We start from the raw sequence: 21864 nt of genomic DNA on the forward strand, positions 1-21864 counted from the left end.
AGGTATCCGGAGTTAGTACTGTTTCGTAAGTTAAACGATCCACTCTCCGGTTATCATGTATTATTACTGTTGAGCAACAGGCTATTATCACTGTGAAAATCCGGATACGGTGTGCGCTCCTTCTGGTATTGCGAATATCTCTGGCTTCGCAGTCCGCGTTCGGTAAAACCCCGGGGTTACAACCAAAAGCATTTCTGCCAGTGCGATACCGGTAGGAACATAACTGTCAAACAGACGGTATCACTGCCGGCTTCCCGGCAAGTTCAGGACGGGTAACCTCCCTGTAAAGAAGGGCCTGCCTCTGTCACGGGACCGGCATATCGTATCCCCGACCGGATAATCCGGGGCCGGTTTTTGCCATTTAAGGGATTGTGTATACACTGAACCAGGTTACGTTTGCGGCATAAATAATTACGTATGCAGCAAACAGGATCCCTTATGATTTCGTCCCCATCCCCTTAAGCGGTAAAGGTAACCTGGTAAACTGCTTAAGCAATTGCTTATGATATCACAAGCAACCCGGTAAGCGGTCAACGGAACTGCGTTTGTTGTAAACAGGATCCCCTACGATTTCATATCCATTACCCTAAGCCGTAAACACAACCCGGTTAGTTGCTTAAGCAATTGCGTGTGATTTCACAAGCTAGGGGGTAAACGGTCGACGCAACTGTGTATGCCGCAAACGAAATCCCTTAGGCCGCGTACCCATTTCCTTTAGCCGCAAACGAAACCCGGTTAGCCGCCTGAGCAATTGCGTATGATTTCACAGGCAACCCGGTAAACAGTCAACGGAACTGTGTATGCCGCAAACCGGATCTCTTAGGATTTCACACCCGTTCCCTTAAGCCGTAAATATAACCCGGTAAGCCGCTTAAGCAGTTGTATGTGATTTCATAAGCAAGCCGGTAAGCGGCAAAAGGGAACAGGTAAACCGCATACCGGACCCGGTTCGGCATATACACAATCCCTTAAATGACCGTTTTCCGGCCTTTAAAGCGGAAAGAAACGGAGTGTTTTTCTGTGGGTACTGACACAGGAGGGTATGGAAAAGAAATGCGCTTAGGATGAGTACCCCGGTCTTCCGAAGATAGGCAGAGTTTTGAAAACCTGTCCGTACCTGCCGGGGTAGCAGGGGGAGTGCCATTCATACCATTCAAATCGTCACGTCATAAAAAAGTGTGGAAAGCTATGGGGTACAAGGAGTTCAAAGAACGCATATTCATTTTTAACAGACATTAGTGAACTCTTATTTGAAATGATAACTACTTACCGATCCTGAAAACCAGGGATTCTTTATCCGTCTGCCCCGCAGTAATGAGGCAAGAGATAAGTCTTAAAACAGTTTTGCTATAATTGTGTGATTATTAATTTTCTGGCAGTAAAATCTTTTTCTGATTTTTATAGGGTGTAAAAATTACATTTAATTTTGTTTTAATAAATGTTTTATTTACATTTATAATCGATTAACCACGGGATTTTTTGAAAAGGCAACACACCATGCTTCGGGAAATCTGATAACCAAAACTTTTAACTTATGAGAGAATCAGAGAGCAAAAAAGGGGGATAGCGCTTCGCAGCTATCTGTGTGCCTTGGTATATGCGGTGAATATTAAAACCGATATTCCCGGTTAAATTTTCCATAACATTACCGGAAAAGTTGTTTCGGCCATTACGAACAAAGACAAAAATGCATTTGCGGTATCGGGAGTAAAGGATTCCGAAACGGGGGACATTATCATAAAAATAGTAAACGGGGAAGAAAAAGAACTCGGGGCGGATATCCGTCTTTCCGGACTGGATATTTCAAAGGCAAAAGCGGAGTGTATTCTTCTCACAGGGAATCCTGTGGCCGAAAATACCCTTGAAGCTCCGGAAACTGTGATCCCGGAAACCAGGTCCCTCCGGATCAGTGAAAATTTTACTTACCCGGCCCCGGCACATTCCCTGAGTGTGATACGAATTAAGTTATGAAGGATATATTACCTTTAATCAAAAATAGAGTTTAAACGAGTTCATTGTTACATTATTTATAAAACCAAACTAATGAAACTAAAGTATGGCCTGTTGGCGCTGAGCATATTATGTCTTACCGGGGTTCGGGGACAATCCCTCCGGAGTTTTGCACTTTCCGAAGTAAAACTCGCTCCGGGCCCGTTTTACCGGGCACAGCAAACCGATTTGCAGTATATCCTGGAACTGGATGCAGACAGGTTACTGGCACCCTTTCGTATAGATGCCGGGCTGGAACCCAGGGCAGAACGGTATGGCAACTGGGAAAATACCGGTCTGGACGGCCATATAGGAGGGCATTATCTTTCTGCTTTGGCTTTGATGTACGCATCTACCGGGAATGAAGAACTGAAAAACAGGCTGGCCTATATGCTCGATGAACTGGAAGAGTGCCAGGATGCCAATGCTAACGGTTATGTTGGGGGCATTCCCGGCGGAAATAAAATGTGGAAAGAGATTTCCGGTGGAAAAATAGAAGCAGCAAGTTTCTCGCTCAACAGTAAATGGGTGCCATTGTACAATATCCACAAATTGTTTGCGGGTTTACGCGATGCCTGGGAAATTGCCGGTAATCCCAAAGCAAAAGAAATACTGGTAAAACTTACCGATTGGCTTGTTGATATTACTTCCGGCCTTTCCGACGAACAGATACAGGAACTCCTGGTAAGCGAACACGGGGGGATGAATGAAGTCCTGGCCGACGTATCTGAAATTACCGGGAATAAAAAATATCTCGTACTCGCAGAAAAATTTTCACACCGGGAAATACTGGAACCCCTGTTACATCAAAAAGATGAATTAACCGGACTTCACGCCAACACGCAAATTCCCAAAGTCATAGGCTTTGAACGTATCGCAGAACTCAATAATAATCCGGATTGGGCAGAGGCTTCCGATTTTTTCTGGAATACGGTCGTGAAAGACCGGAGTGTGTCCATCGGGGGGAACAGCGTACGCGAACATTTTCATCCCGTGGGGGATTTTTCGGAAATGATAGCATCTAATCAGGGACCGGAGACCTGCAATACATATAATATGCTACGGCTTACCAAAATGCTTTTTCTGTCCCATCCCGAAGGAAAGTATATAGATTATTTTGAAAGGGGATTGTTCAATCATATTCTTTCGTCCCAAAATCCCGAAGGCGGTTTCGTCTATTTTACCCCGATGCGCCCCAGGCATTACCGGGTGTACTCCCAACCCCAGGAGGGATTCTGGTGCTGTGTGGGCTCCGGACTGGAAAATCACGGAAAATACGGTGAGTTGATATACGCACACAACGGTTCGGATATTTACGTTAATCTTTTTATCCCTTCGTCACTGGACTGGAAGGAAAAAGAACTCAAACTGGTTCAGCAGACAAAGTTCCCGGACGAAGAAGGATCACAGATCACATTACAATTAAAGAAACCCACCCGGTTTAAGTTATATGTACGGCATCCGGGTTGGGTAGAGGAGGGCGCATTTTCGATAAAAGTCAATGGAAAAGAACAAAAAATACAACCCGATGCTTCCGGTTATGTAGCTATAGACCGGAACTGGAAGAATGATGATAAAGTTTCCGTAAGCCTGCCTATGCATACTACTACGGAATACCTGGAAGCCGAAAAGACAGGTACCTCACGCTGGGCTTCATTTGTACACGGACCTATAGTACTGGCTGCGGTAACAGATACTACCGACCTGGATGGCCTGTTTGCCGATGACAGCAGAATGGGGCACGTGGCCAATGGTAAACTATATCCTATAGATGAAGCGCCATTGTTAGTAGCCGAAGGAAATGAGGACCCTGCGGCAAAAGTAAGTCCGGAAACCGGAAACCCAATGACCTTTACCACGTCCGGTTTAATGTATCCGGAGGAATACAAAGGCCTGAAACTAGTCCCTTTTTATAAGGTGCACAATGCGAGATATATGATTTACTGGCCCTTGATAGAGAAGGATGAGTTGGATGGAAAACTCGATGCTATAAGAGAGAAGGAGAAAAAACACCTGGAACTTGAAGCAAGAACTGTCGACCAGGTGGCTACGGGAGAACAACAACCCGAAACGGAGCATCATTTTCAGGGTAAAGAAACCAATACCGGAATGAACCACGGAAGTTTCTGGAGAGATTCAAAAGCCTGGTTCAGTTACGAACTGAACAATGCGAAAAAGCAGGGAAAAGTGCTCCGGATTACATATTCCGGCGGAGATAAGGACCGGGAGTTCGATATCCTGGTGAACGATCACCTGCTTGCCTCTGTAAAACCTGACGGGACAAAAGGAAATACTCTTTATGAGGAAGATTACCGTATCCCCGGAGAAATCCTCAAAGCAGGGGGAGATAATTATATAACCGTAAAATTTGCAGCGCATAAAAATTCAAGGACAGCAGGAATCTACCATATCCGCCTGTTAAAAGAATAGCTGATTTTTAGAATGTGTTTTTTACAGTGGGCCCGGCATATGTAATGATGCGGGCCCTTTTTTATGAAAGTCGATCTGTGTTTGTCCCGTCATCTTATATTCTTATGGATCTGTCTGTTTGGCCAGTACAGTTTTCGAAGGTGAAAAATATGTATTACAGAAAAAACGACACCTGCAATCATAATAGGAATGGCTTCCAGAAGTACCCCATAGGCAATATAAACCAGGTTGGATAAGAGGTGCCACACGCGGAAAGTCCGCATTTCCTTTTTAGTTATGGCAAAAAAACCGGTGCCAATAGCTATATATCCTATTATTTCAGTCATCATTAAGGTTTCTTAAAGTCCTTTCTTTATAGTTTTCCATATTTAATTTTTCTTCGATGTTCTTCAACTGTTCCACAAAATCCGGGCTGTCTTCCAGGAGGTCTTTTGTGGTTTGTATACCTGCTTCCCAATACGCTTCGAAAACCGGGAGTTTGTCCAGGGTTTTTTGCGACAGGCTGAGCAGTTGTTTCCTCGAATCCTCTTCATCCGTTTGGGTGTCTACATACCCTTTTTTCTTCATTTTGTTGATGATCTTTACAACCGCAGGATGCGAGAATTGCAACTTTTCCGATATTTCGGTTATGGTCATTGTCCCGTGCTTTTGCAGTAGCAGGAAAACCAGGTTCCAGTTCGGCTCGATGTCCAGTCCTTCGGACTTATAAAAATCTCTCGTGCTGTATAAGAGGGCATCACTCAATCGTTTAATGCGGCTATGCAGCCCGGCATATTCTATTTCAATTAAAAAATCATCCATAAGGTGTAAAATGTGTAACCAGTTACGCAAAAATATGAAAAAAAGTAACTGGTTACGTATTTGTAGAAAAATTATCAATAAAAAATTGATAAATGTTACATCACAATCATATTGTCAGTTATACTATATTGTTTTTTATATTTGTTAATCTAAGGTGAGTTCGATTTAAGACAAGACCAAATATGCTGGTTATAAGGTGCTTGAGTCAAAATAGTGCTGTCACCTCGAGAATTAACGTTTTGGCAACCGCATAAATTAATAATGACGTATCTGTCGGCCCGTCCCGATGGTTATCGGGAGTAGTCGAGGGGTTTTTAAGCCCGAATGATGTCTAAAAGAGGTCTCGACTACGCTCGACCTGACAGGGATTAAGGTAACCACCTGTTATTCTGCATGATATAAATCAAACTCACGTTAATCTAGTATATGACAAAATTCAATTCCGCAGGATTTTCCTCGTCCCGATATTCATCGGGATGAGGAAAATCAGGTTCCCCTGCCGGCCGGCCAGGCTTTAGGGCTAGGGTAAAACTGATTTTTCGACAAATAGTGCCAAAATTTAATTTTGTCATATACTGAGATTTGTTAATTATGTGATTTGCATTTGTATTTATTACATTTTATAATTAGTTTTCCTTTCAGATTTTTTAAAAACGAAAAAACAGGGGATGTTTTATGAAAAGTATCCTTTCGTTCAACAATAAACCGATCTTAATGAAAAACACCAGACGAAATTTTATCCGGACATCCGCCGCATTTACGGCAGCGGTAGGTATAGGCACTACAATGCCTTCCGCATTTTCCATGATTACGGACAAACCGAAGAAAAAAATAAGAATAGGGGCCATAGGCATCAAAGGAATGGGCTGGGCCGATCTCAATGCCATTCTGAAGCATCCGGATGCCGAGTGTACTGCACTGTGTGATGTAGACAAAAGCGTTTTGGATAACCGGATAAAAGAACTGGCCGACCGGGGAATAAAAGTTAAAGGCTATGACAACTATAAAGATTTACTGGCGTCAAAAGATGTGGATGCCGTAGTGATCGGTACGCCGGACCACTGGCATTGCCTGCAAATGATAGACGCTTGTGCTGCAGGTAAGGACGTTTATGTAGAGAAGCCGCTCGGTAATTCCATAACCGAATGTGAAGCTATGGTAAAAGCGGGCAGGAAATATGATCGTATAGTACAGGTAGGACAGTGGCAGCGCAGCCAGAAACATTTTCGGGATGCGGTCGATTTTGTTCATTCCGGGCAACTTGGGGAAATACGCCTGGTAAAAGCCTGGGCATACCAGGGCTGGATGAAAAGTATTCCCGTAAAGCCCGACGGACCCGTACCGGACGGCGTAGATTACAACAGCTGGCTGGGACCGGCAGAGAAAAGACCTTTTAATCCTAACCGTTTTCATTTTGAATTCCGCTGGTTCTGGGATTACGCGGGAGGGCTTATGACCGATTGGGGTGTACATATGCTGGATTATGCCCTGCTCGGAATGAAAGCTACCAAACCGAAATCCATTATGGCCTCCGGCGGGAAATTTGCATATCCCAACGATGCCGCCGAAACTCCGGATACCCTTACTACCGTATTCGAATTCGACGATTTTAACGTACAATGGGAACATGCCAATGGTATAGACGGTGGTCCTTACGGCCGCAACCACGGGGTAGCCTTTATCGGTAACAAAGGAACACTGGTGGTCAATCGCGATGGTTGGGAAGTAATCCCGGAAAAAGATCGCATGGAAGCCGTGCCGTTTCAGGCAAAAGTGGATGACGGCCTGGACCTGCACGCAGCTAATTTTATCGAAGCCGTCCGGAAAAGAGATAAATCCTTGTTAAATTGCCCCATTGAGGCGGGAGCACATATAGCCATATTCTCTCAAATGGGAAATATAGCCTACAGGACCGGTAAAAAGATCTACTGGGATGAAGCCAAAAAGAATTTTAATGACAGGGAAGCCGATAAGCTTATTACTGCTTCCTATCACAACGGATATTCTATTCCTGCTCTGTAATATGACAAGGAAAAGACGAGGAAATATGCTGTTATGAAATGAATCATAACAATTTGAGTTGATACCTCCCGATCCCGATAATCCCGATAACTATCGGGATCGGGACTATCGGGACGAAATGTTCAATGGCGAATTACATCAGACCAATTAAAAGCAAATAAAAAAGGAACAGATGAAACACGTTTTACTGTGTGTTTTTTTATGTGCCGGTATGCTTTCCTTCGGGCAGGATGCAAGGCGTTTCCGGACAGATATCGAAGCTTTCGGCCGGCAGGACGATACCCTGAATATAAATGATTACGATGCGTTGATCGTAGGGAGCTCTTCCGTGCGGATGTGGGCAGATCCGGATGCTTATTTTCCCGGTTACAGGTTTTTGAACCGGGGTTTCGGAGGATCGCAGATGAGCGATGTGCTTTATTATGCAGATGAACTCGTTTTCCGGCACGCCGTAAAAAGACTGTTCCTTTACGAAGGAGACAATGATATAGCGTGGGGCAAAAGTGTAGGGAAGGTAAAAAGGGACTTTAAGAAACTGTTTCGGGCTGTCCGCAGACGTACTCCGGGAACAGAGGTATACATTATTTCCGTAAAGCCTTCACTGGACAGAGAAAGGGTAGGCAGAAAAAAGAGATACCAGGCTTTTAACCGTTGGGTGGAAAAGTATTGTAACAGGAAGGAAAAATTCTATTTTATCGATGTCTGGTCTTCCATGCTAAGTGAAGAAGGCAAACCCCGCCCCGAACTTTTTATAACCGACGGTATACATATGACCGATGAAGGTTATGAGATATGGGCGGAAAGAATTACACCTTTTTTGAAGTAGACCTCCGCTTTTTGCGGAAAACCCTGGTCATTATAAAAATGACCAGGTGATCGTCCTTAAAAGCTTCCCGGATTTTCTGAAATGCAATTCGCATTTGTGACTCTACAGTTTTTATGGAAATATCCATTTGTACAGCGATATCCTTGTATTTTATTCCTTCCATTTTGTTAAGCCGGACAATCTCCCGGCATTTGGGAGGGAGGGATTCCATGACCTTTTTTATACGTTCTGCCCTTCTTTCCAGTTGCTCGCTGTCTTCGGTAATTCGTTCCCGCAAGGCCTTTTCCCATAATTCGTCCAGTAGCTTACTGTATTTCTTCTCTTTCTTAACACTGTCTATGTACCGGTTTCGGGCTATGGTGTAGAGGTAGTTTTTCGGAGATCGTTCCGGGTCCAGCTTCATCCGGTCTTCCCATAAATTAATAAAAGCCTGCTGTACAATGTCTTCCGACTGAATTTTGTCGTGAGTGTAAGTAGTAATATACGCCACCAGACGATCGTAATAGCACCGGAACAAATATCCGAAAGCCGCTTTGTCGTCCTTTTTTAACGCTCTGACCGCTTCTGATTCATTCATGGTACTTGTATTAATTTTCCGGCATGTTGATAATTATATGCTGTAAATATTAAAAAAAAATTAATTCTTTTAAGGGTTTTTTAATTATTTAAAGCATTAGGGATATAAGAATAAATTTTATAGCATTGAAAAACCTTGTCACAAAACTACTTACAGGGACAATTACCGAAGAGGAGAAAGGACAGCTTTACAAGCTGTTAAAAAATCCCGACAACCGGAAGGTCCTGGAAGAATATATACGCGATGATCACGATTTGAACCTGGCCGTTCAGAAAAATGATGTAAACACGGCTTTAACCCGGGTTATGAAGGAAATAGGACATAAACCAGGGCCCGTCAGAAAACTGTTCCCCGGAATACTGAAGTATGCAGCTTTGGCAGTCGTATTGCTGGGGCTCGGTTTTTTATGCAAACAGTATTTTCTTTCCGGAGAGAACAGGGAAGGACTGGTCCCTAAAAATGAGTTCATCACCATAGACCTGGGTAACGGACAGACCCGGACCATAGATCCCTCAAAAAACGGACAATTGACCGGCACAAAGGGTAACGTGGTGGCTATGCAGCAACAGGATTTGCTGAGTTATGCTTCGGACGGGACGGGAAAAGAAGAAGAGTACAATACGTTAAAAATACCCTACGGGAAACGCTTTAGTGTAGAACTTTCCGATGGTACCATAGTGCATCTTAATGCCGGTACGGAATTAAAATACCCGGTTCGCTTTTCGAAACAGGACCAGAGGAAAGTGTCCCTGAAAGGAGAAGCTTTTTTTGAAGTGAGCGAGGATAAGGAACACCCTTTTATTGTCAATGCGGAAACGCTGGATGTAAAAGTTCTGGGTACAAAATTTAATGTGTCTGTCTACCCTGAAGATGAGGTTACCGATGTTGTTCTGTTAGAAGGTGCCGTGGCCATGTCATTACAGGAAAGCGATTCGTCTTCGGCTACCATACTGGCCCCGGGAAATAAAGGGACACTGCATCATACAGGTAAAACCATAAGCGTAACGGAAGTAAGCACCGGTATTTACACGGCGTGGATGAACGGCGAACTTGTTTTCCGCAGTATGCCCTTTGACGATATCCTGAAAAAACTGGAGCGTCATTACAATGTGGAAATAGAGAACACCAATGCGTCGTTGGGGAAAGAACTGTTTAACGCCGCTTTCAATGAAGTCCCCATAGATAGCGTGCTGAGTTTTTTCAGCGATGTACATAAGATCAATTTTGAGATAAAGGACAATAAGGTCTTTATCCGTTGAGAAGAATATCGATCAATCTATTGTTTAACCCGTATAAATCCATTTCGCATGAAGTAAGAATCAATACTGCAGCACTTCAATAAAATAGGAAACCGGAAAATGGTGGCTCATTTCCCGGTCCTGGAATGTGTGATCAAACTAAAAAAATAGAGTAACCACAACCAAACGTTTAAATGTATGAAAAATCATCCGAATGGACGGAGGAGAATATTCCCTTTGTTTAAATTTGACTTAAAGATGAGGCTTACGGTACTGTTTTTTTTGGTTGTCCTGTGCGGATTACATGCCAACAACGGCTATTCGCAGAAGAACAGGATAACCCTGGACGCGGAACACATGACAGTACGCCATGTTATAGATCATATAGAATCTACCACGGACTATCGTTTTATTTACAAGACCAGGCATGTAGATCTGGAAAGGAAGGTCACCTTTAAAGTGGAGAAAGGTGCCATAGAGATGGTATTGGACCGTTTATTTTCCGATATACTCATCGGTTACAGAATAAGAGGAACCCATATTATACTCAAACCTGTCCCCGTAAAAAAATCATCGCTTCCGGAAGGAAAAGATTCCGGGGGTACGGAACAGGACCCCGTACAGGTAAGCGGAACCGTCACAGATGCGGAGGGCATTCCCCTTTTAGGAGCCAGTGTACTGGAAAAAGGGACGGATAACGGAACGCAGTCGGACTTTGACGGCAATTTTTCCATTACGGTAAAAGATGAAAATGCCGCACTCGTTATTTCGTATGTGGGATTCAAGTCGCTCGAGATCCCGGTGAACGGCAGGACTTCCATAGCGGTTACCCTACAGGAGGACGCGGCCATGCTCGACGAAGTAGTGGTCATAGGATACGGAACACAACGCAGATCGCAGGTAGTCGGTGCGGTAGACCAGGTGGCGGATGAAGCCTTCCAGGGCCGTTCGTCGGTCAATACCACGCAGGCCTTACAGGGGAAATCCCCTGCCCTGGTAATACAACAGACAAATTCCGAACCCGGAGCGGGACTCAATCTCAATATACGCGGGGTAAGTACGCTCGGAGATAATAGTCCTCTTGTAGTCATAGACGGAATAGTTGGTGGTGATATCAATGCCCTGAACCCTGCGGATATCGAAAGTATCTCCGTATTGAAGGATGCCGGTAGCGCAGCGATTTACGGTTCCAGGGCAAGTAACGGGGTGGTGCTTATAACCACTAAAAAAGGGAGTAAGGAATCTCCCCTTACCGTAGCCTATAACGGATTGGTAGGTTACAATTCCCCTCATTATTTTACACAGCCCGTTCACGGTTACGAAAATGCCATGTTGCGGAACGAAGCGGCGCTGAACTCCAACGAGACTTCGGCGGTCTTTACGGCCGAACAGATACGGCAATTCCGTGAAAACGGTGATGAAGAGTGGTTTGCCGACGAAATTATAAAGCCCGCGCTACAGCAAAATCACAATGTATCCGTATCCGGTGGAAATGAAAATTCCACATATCTCGTATCCCTGGGATATATGGACCAAAGAAGCAATTTCGTAGGACCCTCCAAGGGAATGGAAAGATATAACTACCGGATCAATCTTACCAACGATTACGGAAAATTTAAACTTACTTCCACGCTGGCCTATACCAAACAGAAGATTACAGATCATTCTTCCAGTACCGGTACGCTTATGGTAGATGCTTTCCGGGTACCTCTTTACTACAGGCAGAAAGATGAAGAAGGAAATTACCTGACCAATGATGTCCTGCGGGAATTCAACCCGCTCGGAATACTGGAACAGGGTGGCTTCCGGAAATACGATAACGATGACGTTTTCGGGAATATCAGCGCCGAATTACGAATCACCGATAATTTCAAACTCCGGGGTGTGTTCGGAGGGCGGTTATATTCCAATAACCTGTTCAGCCGGACAAAAGAGGTAGATTTCGTGCCTTCGGGGGTTTACGGAGCCACCAGGGAAACCAACGACGAAAGCTATAAAAGCCTCGATCTCAATACGCAGTTTATTGCTGAGTACACTAAGGTTTTTGCAGATCTGCACGATGTAAACGTTTTGTTAGGCGCCTCCAACGAAAATCATTCCGACAGAAAATCCCGTATCCTCAAACGCTATACCGATCCCGATCTGGGGACGCCTACGGGTGAAACGGTAATAGTGGATACCGACTCCTACAACTCTAACGACCAATCTGCAAAAAACAGTCTGAACTCCCTTTTCGGGCGTGCATCATATAATTACGACTATAAATATTTTGCCGAATTCAGTTTCCGTTATGACGGATCTTCCAAATTCCGAAAGGAAAAACGCTGGGGCTTCTTCCCGTCCATGACACTGGGATACCAGATTACCAGGGAAGATTTTATGCAGGAATACCGGGATAAGTTCGGGAATATCAAATTGAGGGCTTCTTATGGTATTCTCGGTAATCAGAATGTGGGGAATTACCAGTACCAGACTACCTATTTCACATTTTCCAATGCCTATGGTTTTAATAATGATGCCGTGGGAGGGGCAGGGTTTAACTTTGCGAACCCTGATATTCAGTGGGAAAGGGCTGCTACCTTTAATGCAGGGGTGGATATGGATTTTCTGGATGGTGCCCTGAGCCTTTCTTTTGATTATTTCGACAAGGTAACCTCGGATATACTGGTAGCTCCCGCAGTGCCGGGAGTATACGGTACGGGTCTTCCCGATTTCAACGCCGGGAAAGTAGGAAACCGCGGTTGGGAAATAAGTGCCACCTACCGGCACTACGGGGAGCTTTTCCGTCACAGCGTTACTTTCAATATCGGGGATTCCAAAAATAAGGTACTCGATTTTCAGGGAAAAGAGATACTGACCCAGGTAGAGGAATTACAGATATTGTTGCGGGAAGGGTTGCCTTTTAACTCGTATGTGGGACTTAAAAGGGACGGGTATTTTCAGAATTACGAAGAAATATCCGGAGCAGCAGTTCCGGAAGGACTTACCGTTGTTCCCGGAGATAACCGTTATGTAGATGTGAATAAGGACGGGGTTATCGATGATGATGACAAATTTGTCTTCGGCAATCCTTTCCCGAGGTATACTTACGGATTTACCTATAATCTCGGTTTCAAGAACCTTGATCTGAGCATTTTCCTCCAGGGCGTCGGAAAAAGAACTATGATGATACGAGGCGAACTGGTAGAACCTTTTCACTACAATTACGGCATGACCATGTATACCCATCAACTGGATTACTGGACACCGCAGAACACCGATGCCAGGTATCCCAGGCTGGCCAATAACGGTTCCCCCTCCAATACCAATAACTTCCGTCGCGGGTCCGATATGTACCTGTATGACGGGGCATACCTTCGCCTGAAAAACCTTCAGATAGGGTATACCCTGCCTGCGGAAATTGCGGAAAAACTGGGGATGAAGAGTTACCGCCTGTACTTTTCCGGACAAAACCTCTTTACGTTGTCCAAGGTGAAATTCGTAGACCCGGAACTCTCCGAATTCAACAACAGGCTCGAAAACTCCGGGGCTAACAGCGGAAGGGCCTATCCTACGCTGGTGTATTACGGACTTGGTATAGATATCAGTTTTTAAAAATCAGACCGATGAAAAAAATAATCCGACATAGAATAAAATATCTTGCAGTGTTACTGTTGTTTATGGTAAGCTGTGAAGATCTTGAACTGACTCCCGAAGATGAGTTTACGGATAAAAATTACTGGACAAGCGCCGCAAGGGCCGAAAGCATGCTCAATACGGCCTATTCACAGCTTTATACCAGCAGCCGGTTTTTCTATAACGAAGCGCTTTCCGACAATGCCTTTAACGGCAGGGGAGATAATGAAGGTGCCGCTTCCCTGGCGGCCGGGACCTACGACCCTTCCCTGGGAAGGATAAAAAGCGAGTGGAACGATCGTTATGCGGGCATAAAAAGTTGTAACCTTCTCCTGGAAAATGTAGACCGGGTAGAAGACATGGAGGAAAACCTGCGGAACAGGTATAAGGCCGAAGCCCGGTTTATCAGGGCATTTCAGCATTTTCAATTAATGACCTGGTTCGGGGATATACCCTTGGTTTCCAAAGATCTTACGCTTGAAGAAGCCCAGACCATCAGCAGAACACCCCGTTCCGAAGTACTCGCGTTTATTCTGGACGAACTGGATGCCACAGCCGGTGTATTACCATCCAATACCGAATACCCTGAAGCAGACAGGGGAAGGATCACTCGTGGAGCGGCTATGGCATTAAAGGCAAGAGTGTTGCTATACGAAGGACGTTGGGAAGAAGTGGTAACCGTCTGCGAGACCATCATAAATGGAGACGAATATGGTAGTTATGGCCTGTTTTCCTCGTATGAAGGACTATTCCTGCCCGAAAACCAATATAGTAGCGAAGATATGCTCAGTTTGCAGTATGTACCTGAATTCCGTACCTGGGGGGAATTCTTCGACATGGCACCCCTTTCCGCCGGCGCCAGGCTGAATGCCCTTGCGCCTACACAGGAGCTGGTGGACAGTTACCGGATGCTGAACGGTAAGGCTATAGAGGAAAGCGGTTCCGGCTATGATGAAGAAAACCCGTATGACAACAGAGATCCGAGACTTACCTATACGGTGGTATATCACGGTTATGAGTGGAAAGAACCGGGTGGCGGAAGTTACACTATTTATATTGAGCCCGGTTCGTCGGAAGGAAATAATTCGGATGAATACGTATCTGGCTCATCGGCAAGTCCCACAGGGTATTATACCCGGAAATACTTCGATCCGACCCACCTTTCGTCGTTGAGGTCAGGCCTTAATCTCATGCTGATACGCTATGCGGATGTGCTGCTGATGTATGCCGAAGCCAAAAACGAACTCGGACAAATGGATCAGGATACCTGGAACGAAACCATAGGAGCGCTACGGGCGCGTGCCGGGTTTGAGGAAAGTGCCGCATTGGAATTTAACAGTGCGCTCGGACAGAATGCCCTGAGACAGGTGATCCGGAACGAACGCCGGGTAGAACTCGGCATGGAAGGACTGCGCATTTTCGATATCCGCAGGTGGCGTATCGCCGAAGATGTCCTCAACGGATGGGCGCATGGAGCACAATTTGATCCGGCTTCACCCGATAACGGCTATATCCGTGCCAACCAAAGGCATTTCGACCCCGGTAAACATTACCTCTGGCCCGTACCGAGAGATGAACGGCTTATAAACGGGAACCTTTCGCAAAATCCCAACTGGTAATAAAGGGAGAATGCCACCCGAATATCAAAAATATTTTAGTACATGACAAAATTCAATTTCGCAAGATTTTCCTCAATTTTTGACCCCGTCCCTAAAGGGAGAAATCGAGGAAAATCGGATTCCCTTTAGGGCTAGGGTAAAACTGATTTTCCGACAAATAGTACCAAAATCTAATTTTGTCATGTGCTAAACAAAAATATACTTTAATGAGACCGGTATGTTTAAAATAACATCAAACCTGCCTGCCGGCAGGGGTTTCATCCGACCAATAAAAAACGATAAAAATAACCAGATGAAAACAATATTCACCAAACTGGCTTTCCTGGCGCTCATAGTATTTAGCGTTACAGGCTGTAGCGACGACGATAAACTTCCGGACGTAAAAGTGTCCGCTGTAAATGCCCTGTATGCTCCCGAAGATGATCTTTTGGTAAGGCTGGAAGGAAAAGGTTCCGTCTTTTTCGAATGGGAAGCAGCCAAATCAGAAGACAACGGGGTGGTCCTTTATGATGTACTTTTTGATACTGCAGAAGGAGATTTCTCGAACCCCGTTTATGTCACGACTTCCGAAGGAAAAGGCTTTCGGAATACATTGACCTTATCCTATGAAAACCTCACCGGAATAGCAGCTATGGCCGGGATAAAAGCGGAAGCCAGCGGAAAACTCAAATGGACGGTCCATTCCTCCAGGGGACTGGATATCGTTAAGTCCGATATATTCAGGACCATAGAACTCGAGCGTCCGGAAGAAATATACATACCCGAACAGCTTTTTCTTACCGGAACTGCTACCGAAGGAGGAGAGGACCTTGCTGCGGCTACCGGCCTGAAAAAAACGGGAACGGCGACATATGAGATATATGCAGCCCTTAAGTCCGGATCTTATCAGTTTACCGATGCAAAGACCGGGACGCCGCGAACCTATTTCATTGAGGGCGACCAACTTCAGGAGGATGGTACGGCAACATTTGAAGGGGAAGAAGGCGTATACAGGATAAAGCTGGATCTCAACGATAATTCGGTAGAAATTGCCCGCGTAGATAAAATGGAATTATGGTTTGCACCTCTCGGGGAATTTTTATTCGAATTACCGTACGCAGGAAACGGAAGCTGGCTGGCGGTAGATGAAATGATAGAATTTAAGCAGGAAGACTGGGGAAGGGATGAGCGATATAAATTCCGTATGACCCTTATGCAGAACGGCAATACTCTTGAGGAATGGTATGGCAGTGTAAATAATGACAATTCACCACCCGATAGTAATACCCCCGTATCGTACTGGTATATGGTGTCCGTTACGGACGATCGATGGAACAATTGCTTTAAGTTCGCCGGAGCAGTAGATATGCACACGGTAAATGTAGAGGTAATTTTTAATGCCGAAGTAACTGACTATACCCATGAGGTTACCATAACAGACTAAAAAAACAGAAACATGATGAGAAAGCACAAATCACTTCAAAATATTATCTTTGTCATGGCAGCCCTGGCCTTTGTCATGGCATGCGATGATGAGGCTATTCCGCTCCGGGATCCGTCAGACGGTGGAGAGGAAGCAGCTTTGACCTGGGAGGAAACAGCCGATTCGTTACAATCGGCAACCTATAATACCTATCTGGGGACCGAAGGGACCTTTGTACAGGACAACCAGGGGAATACCACATTTCATTACTGGTGGAATTCACATATGCTGGATGTCCTGGTAGACGGTTACCTGAGGACGGGGGACGAAAATTATGTTCCCCGTATGAAAGCCCTGGTGCAGGGAATAAAAACGAAGCACGGCGGTACGTATACCAACGATTTCAATGATGATATGCAGTGGTTGGGCAATGCCTGTGTGAGGGCATATAACGCTACGGGTGATGTGGAATTCAAAGAAGTTGCCGAATTCGTTTGGGAAGAGATCAAGAAAAGCTGGAGCGATCTTTACGGAGGCGGAATTACCTGGAAATCCAATGAGCCGCTCGGAAAAAATGCTACATCCAATGCACCGGCTGCCATACTGGCCATGCGGCTTTTTGAAGTGGACGGAAACGAGGAAAATCTGCAATGGGCAAAAGACATTTACCAATGGCAGAAAAATATGCTGGTAGACCCCACATCGGGTCTGGTATGGGATAATATAAATGAAGTGGATGGCCAGGTAGTGATCAATAAAGACTGGATTTTTACCTATAATATAGGAACATACATAGGTGCCGGACTTAAACTGTACAAAGAGACCGGGGAACAGATGTACCTCCGGGAAGCAGTAAAGACCGCAAAGTCCATGATGACGAGTTCCAAACTTACAACCGAAGGGTTGTTGAGAGATGAAGGAGAGGGAGACGGCGGACTTTTTAAAGGCATACTGGTCCGTTATTTTACATTGCTTATTCAGCAGCCGGACTTAAACGATAGCGACAGGAAGTCTTTTCTGGACTTCATGAAATTCAATGCTAAAACGTTTTATCAAAAAGGAATAAAACGTCCGGCTATGCTTGCAGGGCCCAACTGGAGAGAAATGCCGGGAGACCGCACGGATCTTTCTACGCAACTCAGCGGGGTAATGCTTATGGAAGCGGCCGCAAAGCTAAATGAAGAAGGGATGTTGGAATAGGAAAGGTATCGGGAAACAGTTATAGTAACAGAGATAATACCGTGGTATTTATCGCTAATACATGGTTTTGGGCACTTATGAAAGAAGATAATCAAATTCTAATTCATCTATAAATACTATAAACGAAAAATGCAAAGAAGAAAATTTATCCAAAACACGGCTCTTATGGGAAGCCTGGCAATGGTAGATCCTTTTCACCTGGCAGCGGGTACGTTGCACAAACAGCAATTTCCGGAAGTAAGGACCCCCAAAGGCAAGAGACATTTTGAAAGCAAGGCCATTGAAAAAGCGATAAAAGAGTTTCAGAAAAATGTAAAGGACGAGGAGCTGGCCTGGTTGTTCAACAACTGTTTCCCGAATACCCTCGACACTACGGTTACCTATACCGAAAAAAACGGAAAACCCGATACCTATGTAATTACGGGCGATATCGATGCCATGTGGCTGCGCGACAGTTCGGCCCAGGTATGGCCATATATGGCATTTGCAGATAAAGATGACAAACTGAAAAATCTTATAGCTGGTGTTATAAACAGGCAAACACAGTACATTCTCAAAGATCCGTATGCCAATGCCTTTTATAATGATCCGCAGAAAAAAGGAGAGTGGACAAGCGATTTTACCGATATGAAACCGGGAGTTCACGAACGTAAGTATGAAATAGATTCCCTTTGCTATCCCATAAGACTGGGATATAATTACTGGAAAACCACCGGAGATACGGCCCCGTTTGATGCAAACTGGAAAAAAGCAATAGAAGCCATACTTAAAGTTTTCAGAGATCAGCAGCAAAAAGACGGCCCCGGCCCGTATTCTTTCCAGAGGGAAACGGCTAATGCCACCGATACCAGGTCACTGAAAGGTTTCGGGTACCCGGTAAAACCTGTGGGATTAATATGTTCTGCTTTCCGCCCGAGTGACGATGCTACGGTATTCTCTTTCCTGGTGCCTTCCAACTTTTTTGCCGTGGTCAGCTTAAAACAGGCTGCGGAAATGGTGGAAACACTGGCAGGTGATGTCGCACTGGCAGCAGACCTGAAAGCGCTGGCCGCCGAAGTAGACGAAGCGCTGAAAACATACGCTGTGGTAAAACACCCGGAATACGGGGATATTTACGCTTTTGAGGTAGATGGTTACGGAAATCACCTGTTAATGGACGATGCTAACGTACCAAGCCTTCTGGCGCTGCCTTACCTGGATGCCGTTGATCTCAAAGACCCTGTTTACCAGAATACGCGAAAATTTGTATGGTCGCCGGACAATCCTTTCTTCTTTGAGGGAAAAGCAGCCGAAGGCATAGGCGGGCCACACGTAGGTATGGATATGGTATGGCCTATGTCCATTATCATGAAGGGACTGACCAGTACCGATCCCCGGGAAATAAAGAAATGTATAAAAATGCTGAAGTCCACTCACGGAGATACCGGCTTTATGCACGAATCCTTCCATAAGGACGATCCGAAGAATTTTACCAGGTCCTGGTTTGCCTGGACCAATACATTGTTTGGCGAACTCCTTTGGGATACTTATAAAAAACAACCGGAATTATTGCGTTAAAAATAGGTAACCCAGGGAGAAATATCCTATACTAAAAGTTTAGGGCGATGAAAGATTAAAGAGTTTTGGAGTTGATTAGTTCTGAGTTTGGGAGATGCTTTTTTATGTTAAAAGTTAAAACCCCGCAGGCTTATGTTTTCATTGCAGTTGCCCGGGTTTCTGTAAATTTTAGTCTGCTAAAAAGGCCTATGGCCTTGCGGTGGTTTAATTTCAATTCCGAACTAATCAACTCCAAAACTAAAAAACAACCGGCCGCAATTTTTCGAATTTTAAGAAATAGTTGTCCTGAAATATAAACCGATCAAAACCGTTTTACTATGAAATTTTTTTTGAAGAGCGGGATTACCTTGCTTATCCTGTCCCTTTTGTGTTTTAACTGCAAAGAAGGACATAAGGAAAAAAAGGTTCCTGTAAATAAAACAGCAAACGATGTCGCGCTTACATCATACGTTAATCCGTTCATAGGCACGGCGCCGCTTACCGACCCGGAGATGATAGGCTATACCCCTCCGGAAAACTGGCGGGTTTGGGCGGGGCTGGTATATCCCGGCTCCTCCCTTCCCAATGCCATGGTGCAATTAAGTCCTATTACCGAATACGGCAGCGGGGCAGGATATGAATATGAAGATAGTGAAATAGTGGGATTTACACATACCAATAAGGGACACTGGAACCTCTGTAATATCCCCGTACTCCCTGTTTCGGGCAATGCCCGGCATCCCTTCAGATCTTCATTCGATCATAAAGAAGAAGCTGCTTCCCCGGCCTATTACGAAGTCCTGCTGAAAGACTACAATGTAAAAGTCCGGTTGAGTTCAACCCTTCGTTGCGGGATTCACGAATATACCTATAAGGATACTACGGACCGTAAGGTGTTACTAGACCTGGGGAGGGCCAATAACCGGGTTTCGGACTGGGAAATACGGCTCATCGGAAAAAACAGGCTGGAAGGATTTCAGCAAATGGGAAAGGAGAAGATCTATTTTTCGGCTTTGATAAGTGACGAAATAAAAAATCTCGAAAAAAAGAATGAAGGTGAAAGCGGTGGTTATACCCTGGTACAACTCAAAGACGGAAACCAACCTGTGGTATTGAAAATCGGGCTGTCTTTTGTGAGTACGGACAATGCAAGGGAAAACCTGGAAAAAGAAATAGGAGACAAATCCCTCGACGATATCCGTAAAGAAGGTGTGGGAACATGGGAAAAACTATTGTCATCCATCAAAGTTTCCGGAGGGACCGACAGGCAGAAAGAACTTTTTTACACGTCTTTTTATCGCGCTTTTTTATGGCCCGCGCTCCGTAGTGACCATAACGGGGAGTTTACCGATGAAGCCGGTAACAAAAGAAAAGAAGATTTCGGTTACTACACCATTCCTTCATTGTGGGACACCTATCGAAACAAACTCGTATTATTGGCGCTGGTTTCTCCCGATGTTACCGAAGATGTTATAAAATCCCTTACGGACAGGGGAGAAATAAGAGGATTTATCCCTACCTTTTTTCACGGAGATCACGCCGCGGCTTTTATCACCGGTTCCTATCTGCGCGGAATAAAGGATTTCGATGTGAAAAAGGCTTATGAATTATTGCTGAACAATGCCTATAAAGAAGGAGGTACAAGGCCTTTCATAGCCGAATACATAGAAAAAGGATATATCTCCGATCCGCAGATCGATAATCCGAATGTGGAGAGCAAAGGAAAAGCCGGGGTTTCCAAAACCCTGGAATATGCCTATGACGATTATGCGTTGGCCCAACTGGCCAGGGAAATGGGAGATACGGAGCACTACCAGGACCTCCTGAAAAGATCGGGTAATTATGCCAATGTGTTTGATCCCTCCGTAAATTTTATGCGTGGAAGACTGGAAAACGGACAGTGGATAAAACCGTTTAACCCGCAGTATCCCTATTACGAATATATGTACCGCGAAGCCAACGCCTGGCAGGTGTCTTTCTATGCGCCGCATGATATGCCGGGGCTTGTGGAGCTGTACGGAGGGGAAAGAGAATTTGAAAACAAACTGGATTCACTCTTCGAAGTTCCCTGGAATCCTGATCACATAGCGAGAAATGTCTCCGGATTTATGGGGCAGTACTGTCACGGGAACCAGCCCGATCACGAAGCTCCGTTTGCTTATTACTTCGCGGATAAGCCACATAAATCACAACAGGTAATCGACAATATCCTGGAAAATTACTACGGAGTCGGGGAAGACGGACTGGCCCTGGTAGGGATGGACGATGCCGGGGAAATGTCGTCCTGGTACGTATTTGCCGCTATGGGACTTTACCCGCTGTCTCCTGCAGATCCGGAATACCTGGTAACTGTACCCGTTTTTGATAGGGTGGACTTTAATTTCAAGGGACATAAACCTGTTTCTCTGCAAAAAATATCAGAGGGAAGGAGCCTGGAGGAAATACGCATCGACGGAAAAAAGAGCAATTCCTTTTTTGTACCGCACCAATTGTTCCGGGAGGGAGGAAAACTGGAAATACTTACAGGAGAGCAGTAGATGATTGAGTAGTGTTTTTGTGAATTTTAAAAGGTTTTAAAATCAAATTTGCGAAAAAAACAGATAAAATTT

14 protein-coding genes are annotated in these 21864 nt (G+C 44.9%); 11 read left to right on the forward strand and 3 right to left on the reverse strand.

The window, feature by feature from the left end:
* Positions 1 to 1668 precede the first annotated feature (1668 nt).
* Both ACVBDU_RS06285 and ACVBDU_RS06290 read left to right on the forward strand, forming a co-directional pair.
* A complete protein-coding gene (locus tag ACVBDU_RS06285; protein ID WP_447178993.1) occupies positions 1669 to 1971 on the forward strand; it encodes an alpha-L-arabinofuranosidase C-terminal domain-containing protein in 303 nt (100 codons plus the stop codon).
* Positions 1972 to 2043: 72 nt separating this feature from the next.
* Positions 2044 to 4419, forward strand: a complete 2376-nt coding sequence (locus ACVBDU_RS06290; RefSeq protein WP_447178911.1) for a beta-L-arabinofuranosidase domain-containing protein — start codon at positions 2044 to 2046, stop codon at positions 4417 to 4419.
* 89 nt (positions 4420 to 4508) lie between these two features.
* Here ACVBDU_RS06290 and ACVBDU_RS06295 read toward each other — a convergent pair whose 3' ends face one another.
* Positions 4509 to 4748, reverse strand: a complete 240-nt coding sequence (locus tag ACVBDU_RS06295) for a hypothetical protein (RefSeq protein WP_447178912.1) — start codon at positions 4746 to 4748, stop codon at positions 4509 to 4511.
* Positions 4738 to 5220 carry a MarR family winged helix-turn-helix transcriptional regulator gene (locus ACVBDU_RS06300; protein ID WP_447178913.1) on the reverse strand — a complete coding sequence of 161 codons (483 nt, stop codon included), beginning with the start codon at positions 5218 to 5220 and terminating at the stop codon, positions 4738 to 4740. The genes ACVBDU_RS06295 and ACVBDU_RS06300 overlap by 11 nt, the downstream gene beginning before the upstream one ends.
* 714 nt (positions 5221 to 5934) lie before the next feature.
* Between ACVBDU_RS06300 and ACVBDU_RS06305 the strand changes: the two genes are divergently transcribed.
* Entirely contained in the window at positions 5935 to 7242 is a 1308-nt protein-coding gene (locus tag ACVBDU_RS06305) for a Gfo/Idh/MocA family protein (protein WP_447178914.1), read from the forward strand.
* 172 nt (positions 7243 to 7414) lie between these two features.
* Positions 7415 to 8068, forward strand: a complete 654-nt coding sequence (locus ACVBDU_RS06310) for a GDSL-type esterase/lipase family protein (RefSeq protein WP_447178915.1) — start codon at positions 7415 to 7417, stop codon at positions 8066 to 8068.
* Here ACVBDU_RS06310 and ACVBDU_RS06315 read toward each other — a convergent pair.
* On the reverse strand, positions 8049 to 8645 hold the full coding sequence (locus ACVBDU_RS06315) for an RNA polymerase sigma factor (RefSeq protein WP_447178916.1): 597 nt from the start codon (positions 8643 to 8645) through the stop codon (positions 8049 to 8051). The genes ACVBDU_RS06310 and ACVBDU_RS06315 overlap by 20 nt on opposite strands.
* Before the next feature lie 125 nt (positions 8646 to 8770).
* Here ACVBDU_RS06315 and ACVBDU_RS06320 point away from each other — a divergent pair, with 125 nt between their 5' ends.
* The 7 genes from ACVBDU_RS06320 (at position 8771) to ACVBDU_RS06350 (ending at position 21792) form a co-directional block, all read left to right on the forward strand.
* On the forward strand, positions 8771 to 9904 hold the full coding sequence (locus ACVBDU_RS06320) for a FecR family protein (RefSeq protein WP_447178917.1): 1134 nt from the start codon (positions 8771 to 8773) through the stop codon (positions 9902 to 9904).
* Positions 9905 to 10141: 237 nt separating this feature from the next.
* Positions 10142 to 13477 (forward strand): SusC/RagA family TonB-linked outer membrane protein, encoded by a 3336-nt coding sequence (locus tag ACVBDU_RS06325; protein ID WP_447178918.1) that lies wholly within the window; start codon positions 10142 to 10144, stop codon positions 13475 to 13477.
* A gap of 11 nt (positions 13478 to 13488) precedes the next feature.
* A complete protein-coding gene (locus tag ACVBDU_RS06330; protein WP_447178919.1) occupies positions 13489 to 15117 on the forward strand; it encodes a RagB/SusD family nutrient uptake outer membrane protein in 1629 nt (542 codons plus the stop codon).
* Positions 15118 to 15409: 292 nt separating this feature from the next.
* The gene (locus tag ACVBDU_RS06335; protein ID WP_447178920.1) at positions 15410 to 16540 is read left to right on the forward strand and encodes a SusE domain-containing protein; all 1131 of its coding nucleotides are present in this window, start codon (positions 15410 to 15412) and stop codon (positions 16538 to 16540) included.
* A gap of 12 nt (positions 16541 to 16552) precedes the next feature.
* The gene (locus ACVBDU_RS06340) at positions 16553 to 17719 is read left to right on the forward strand and encodes a glycoside hydrolase family 76 protein (protein ID WP_447178921.1); all 1167 of its coding nucleotides are present in this window, start codon (positions 16553 to 16555) and stop codon (positions 17717 to 17719) included.
* 129 nt (positions 17720 to 17848) lie between these two features.
* Positions 17849 to 19276, forward strand: a complete 1428-nt coding sequence (locus tag ACVBDU_RS06345; RefSeq protein WP_447178922.1) for a glycoside hydrolase family 125 protein — start codon at positions 17849 to 17851, stop codon at positions 19274 to 19276.
* Between the two features lie 317 nt (positions 19277 to 19593).
* The gene (locus ACVBDU_RS06350) at positions 19594 to 21792 is read left to right on the forward strand and encodes a GH92 family glycosyl hydrolase (RefSeq protein WP_447178923.1); all 2199 of its coding nucleotides are present in this window, start codon (positions 19594 to 19596) and stop codon (positions 21790 to 21792) included.
* The last annotated feature ends 72 nt before the right edge of the window (positions 21793 to 21864 follow it).

Source organism: Sinomicrobium endophyticum (genome assembly GCF_052983315.1).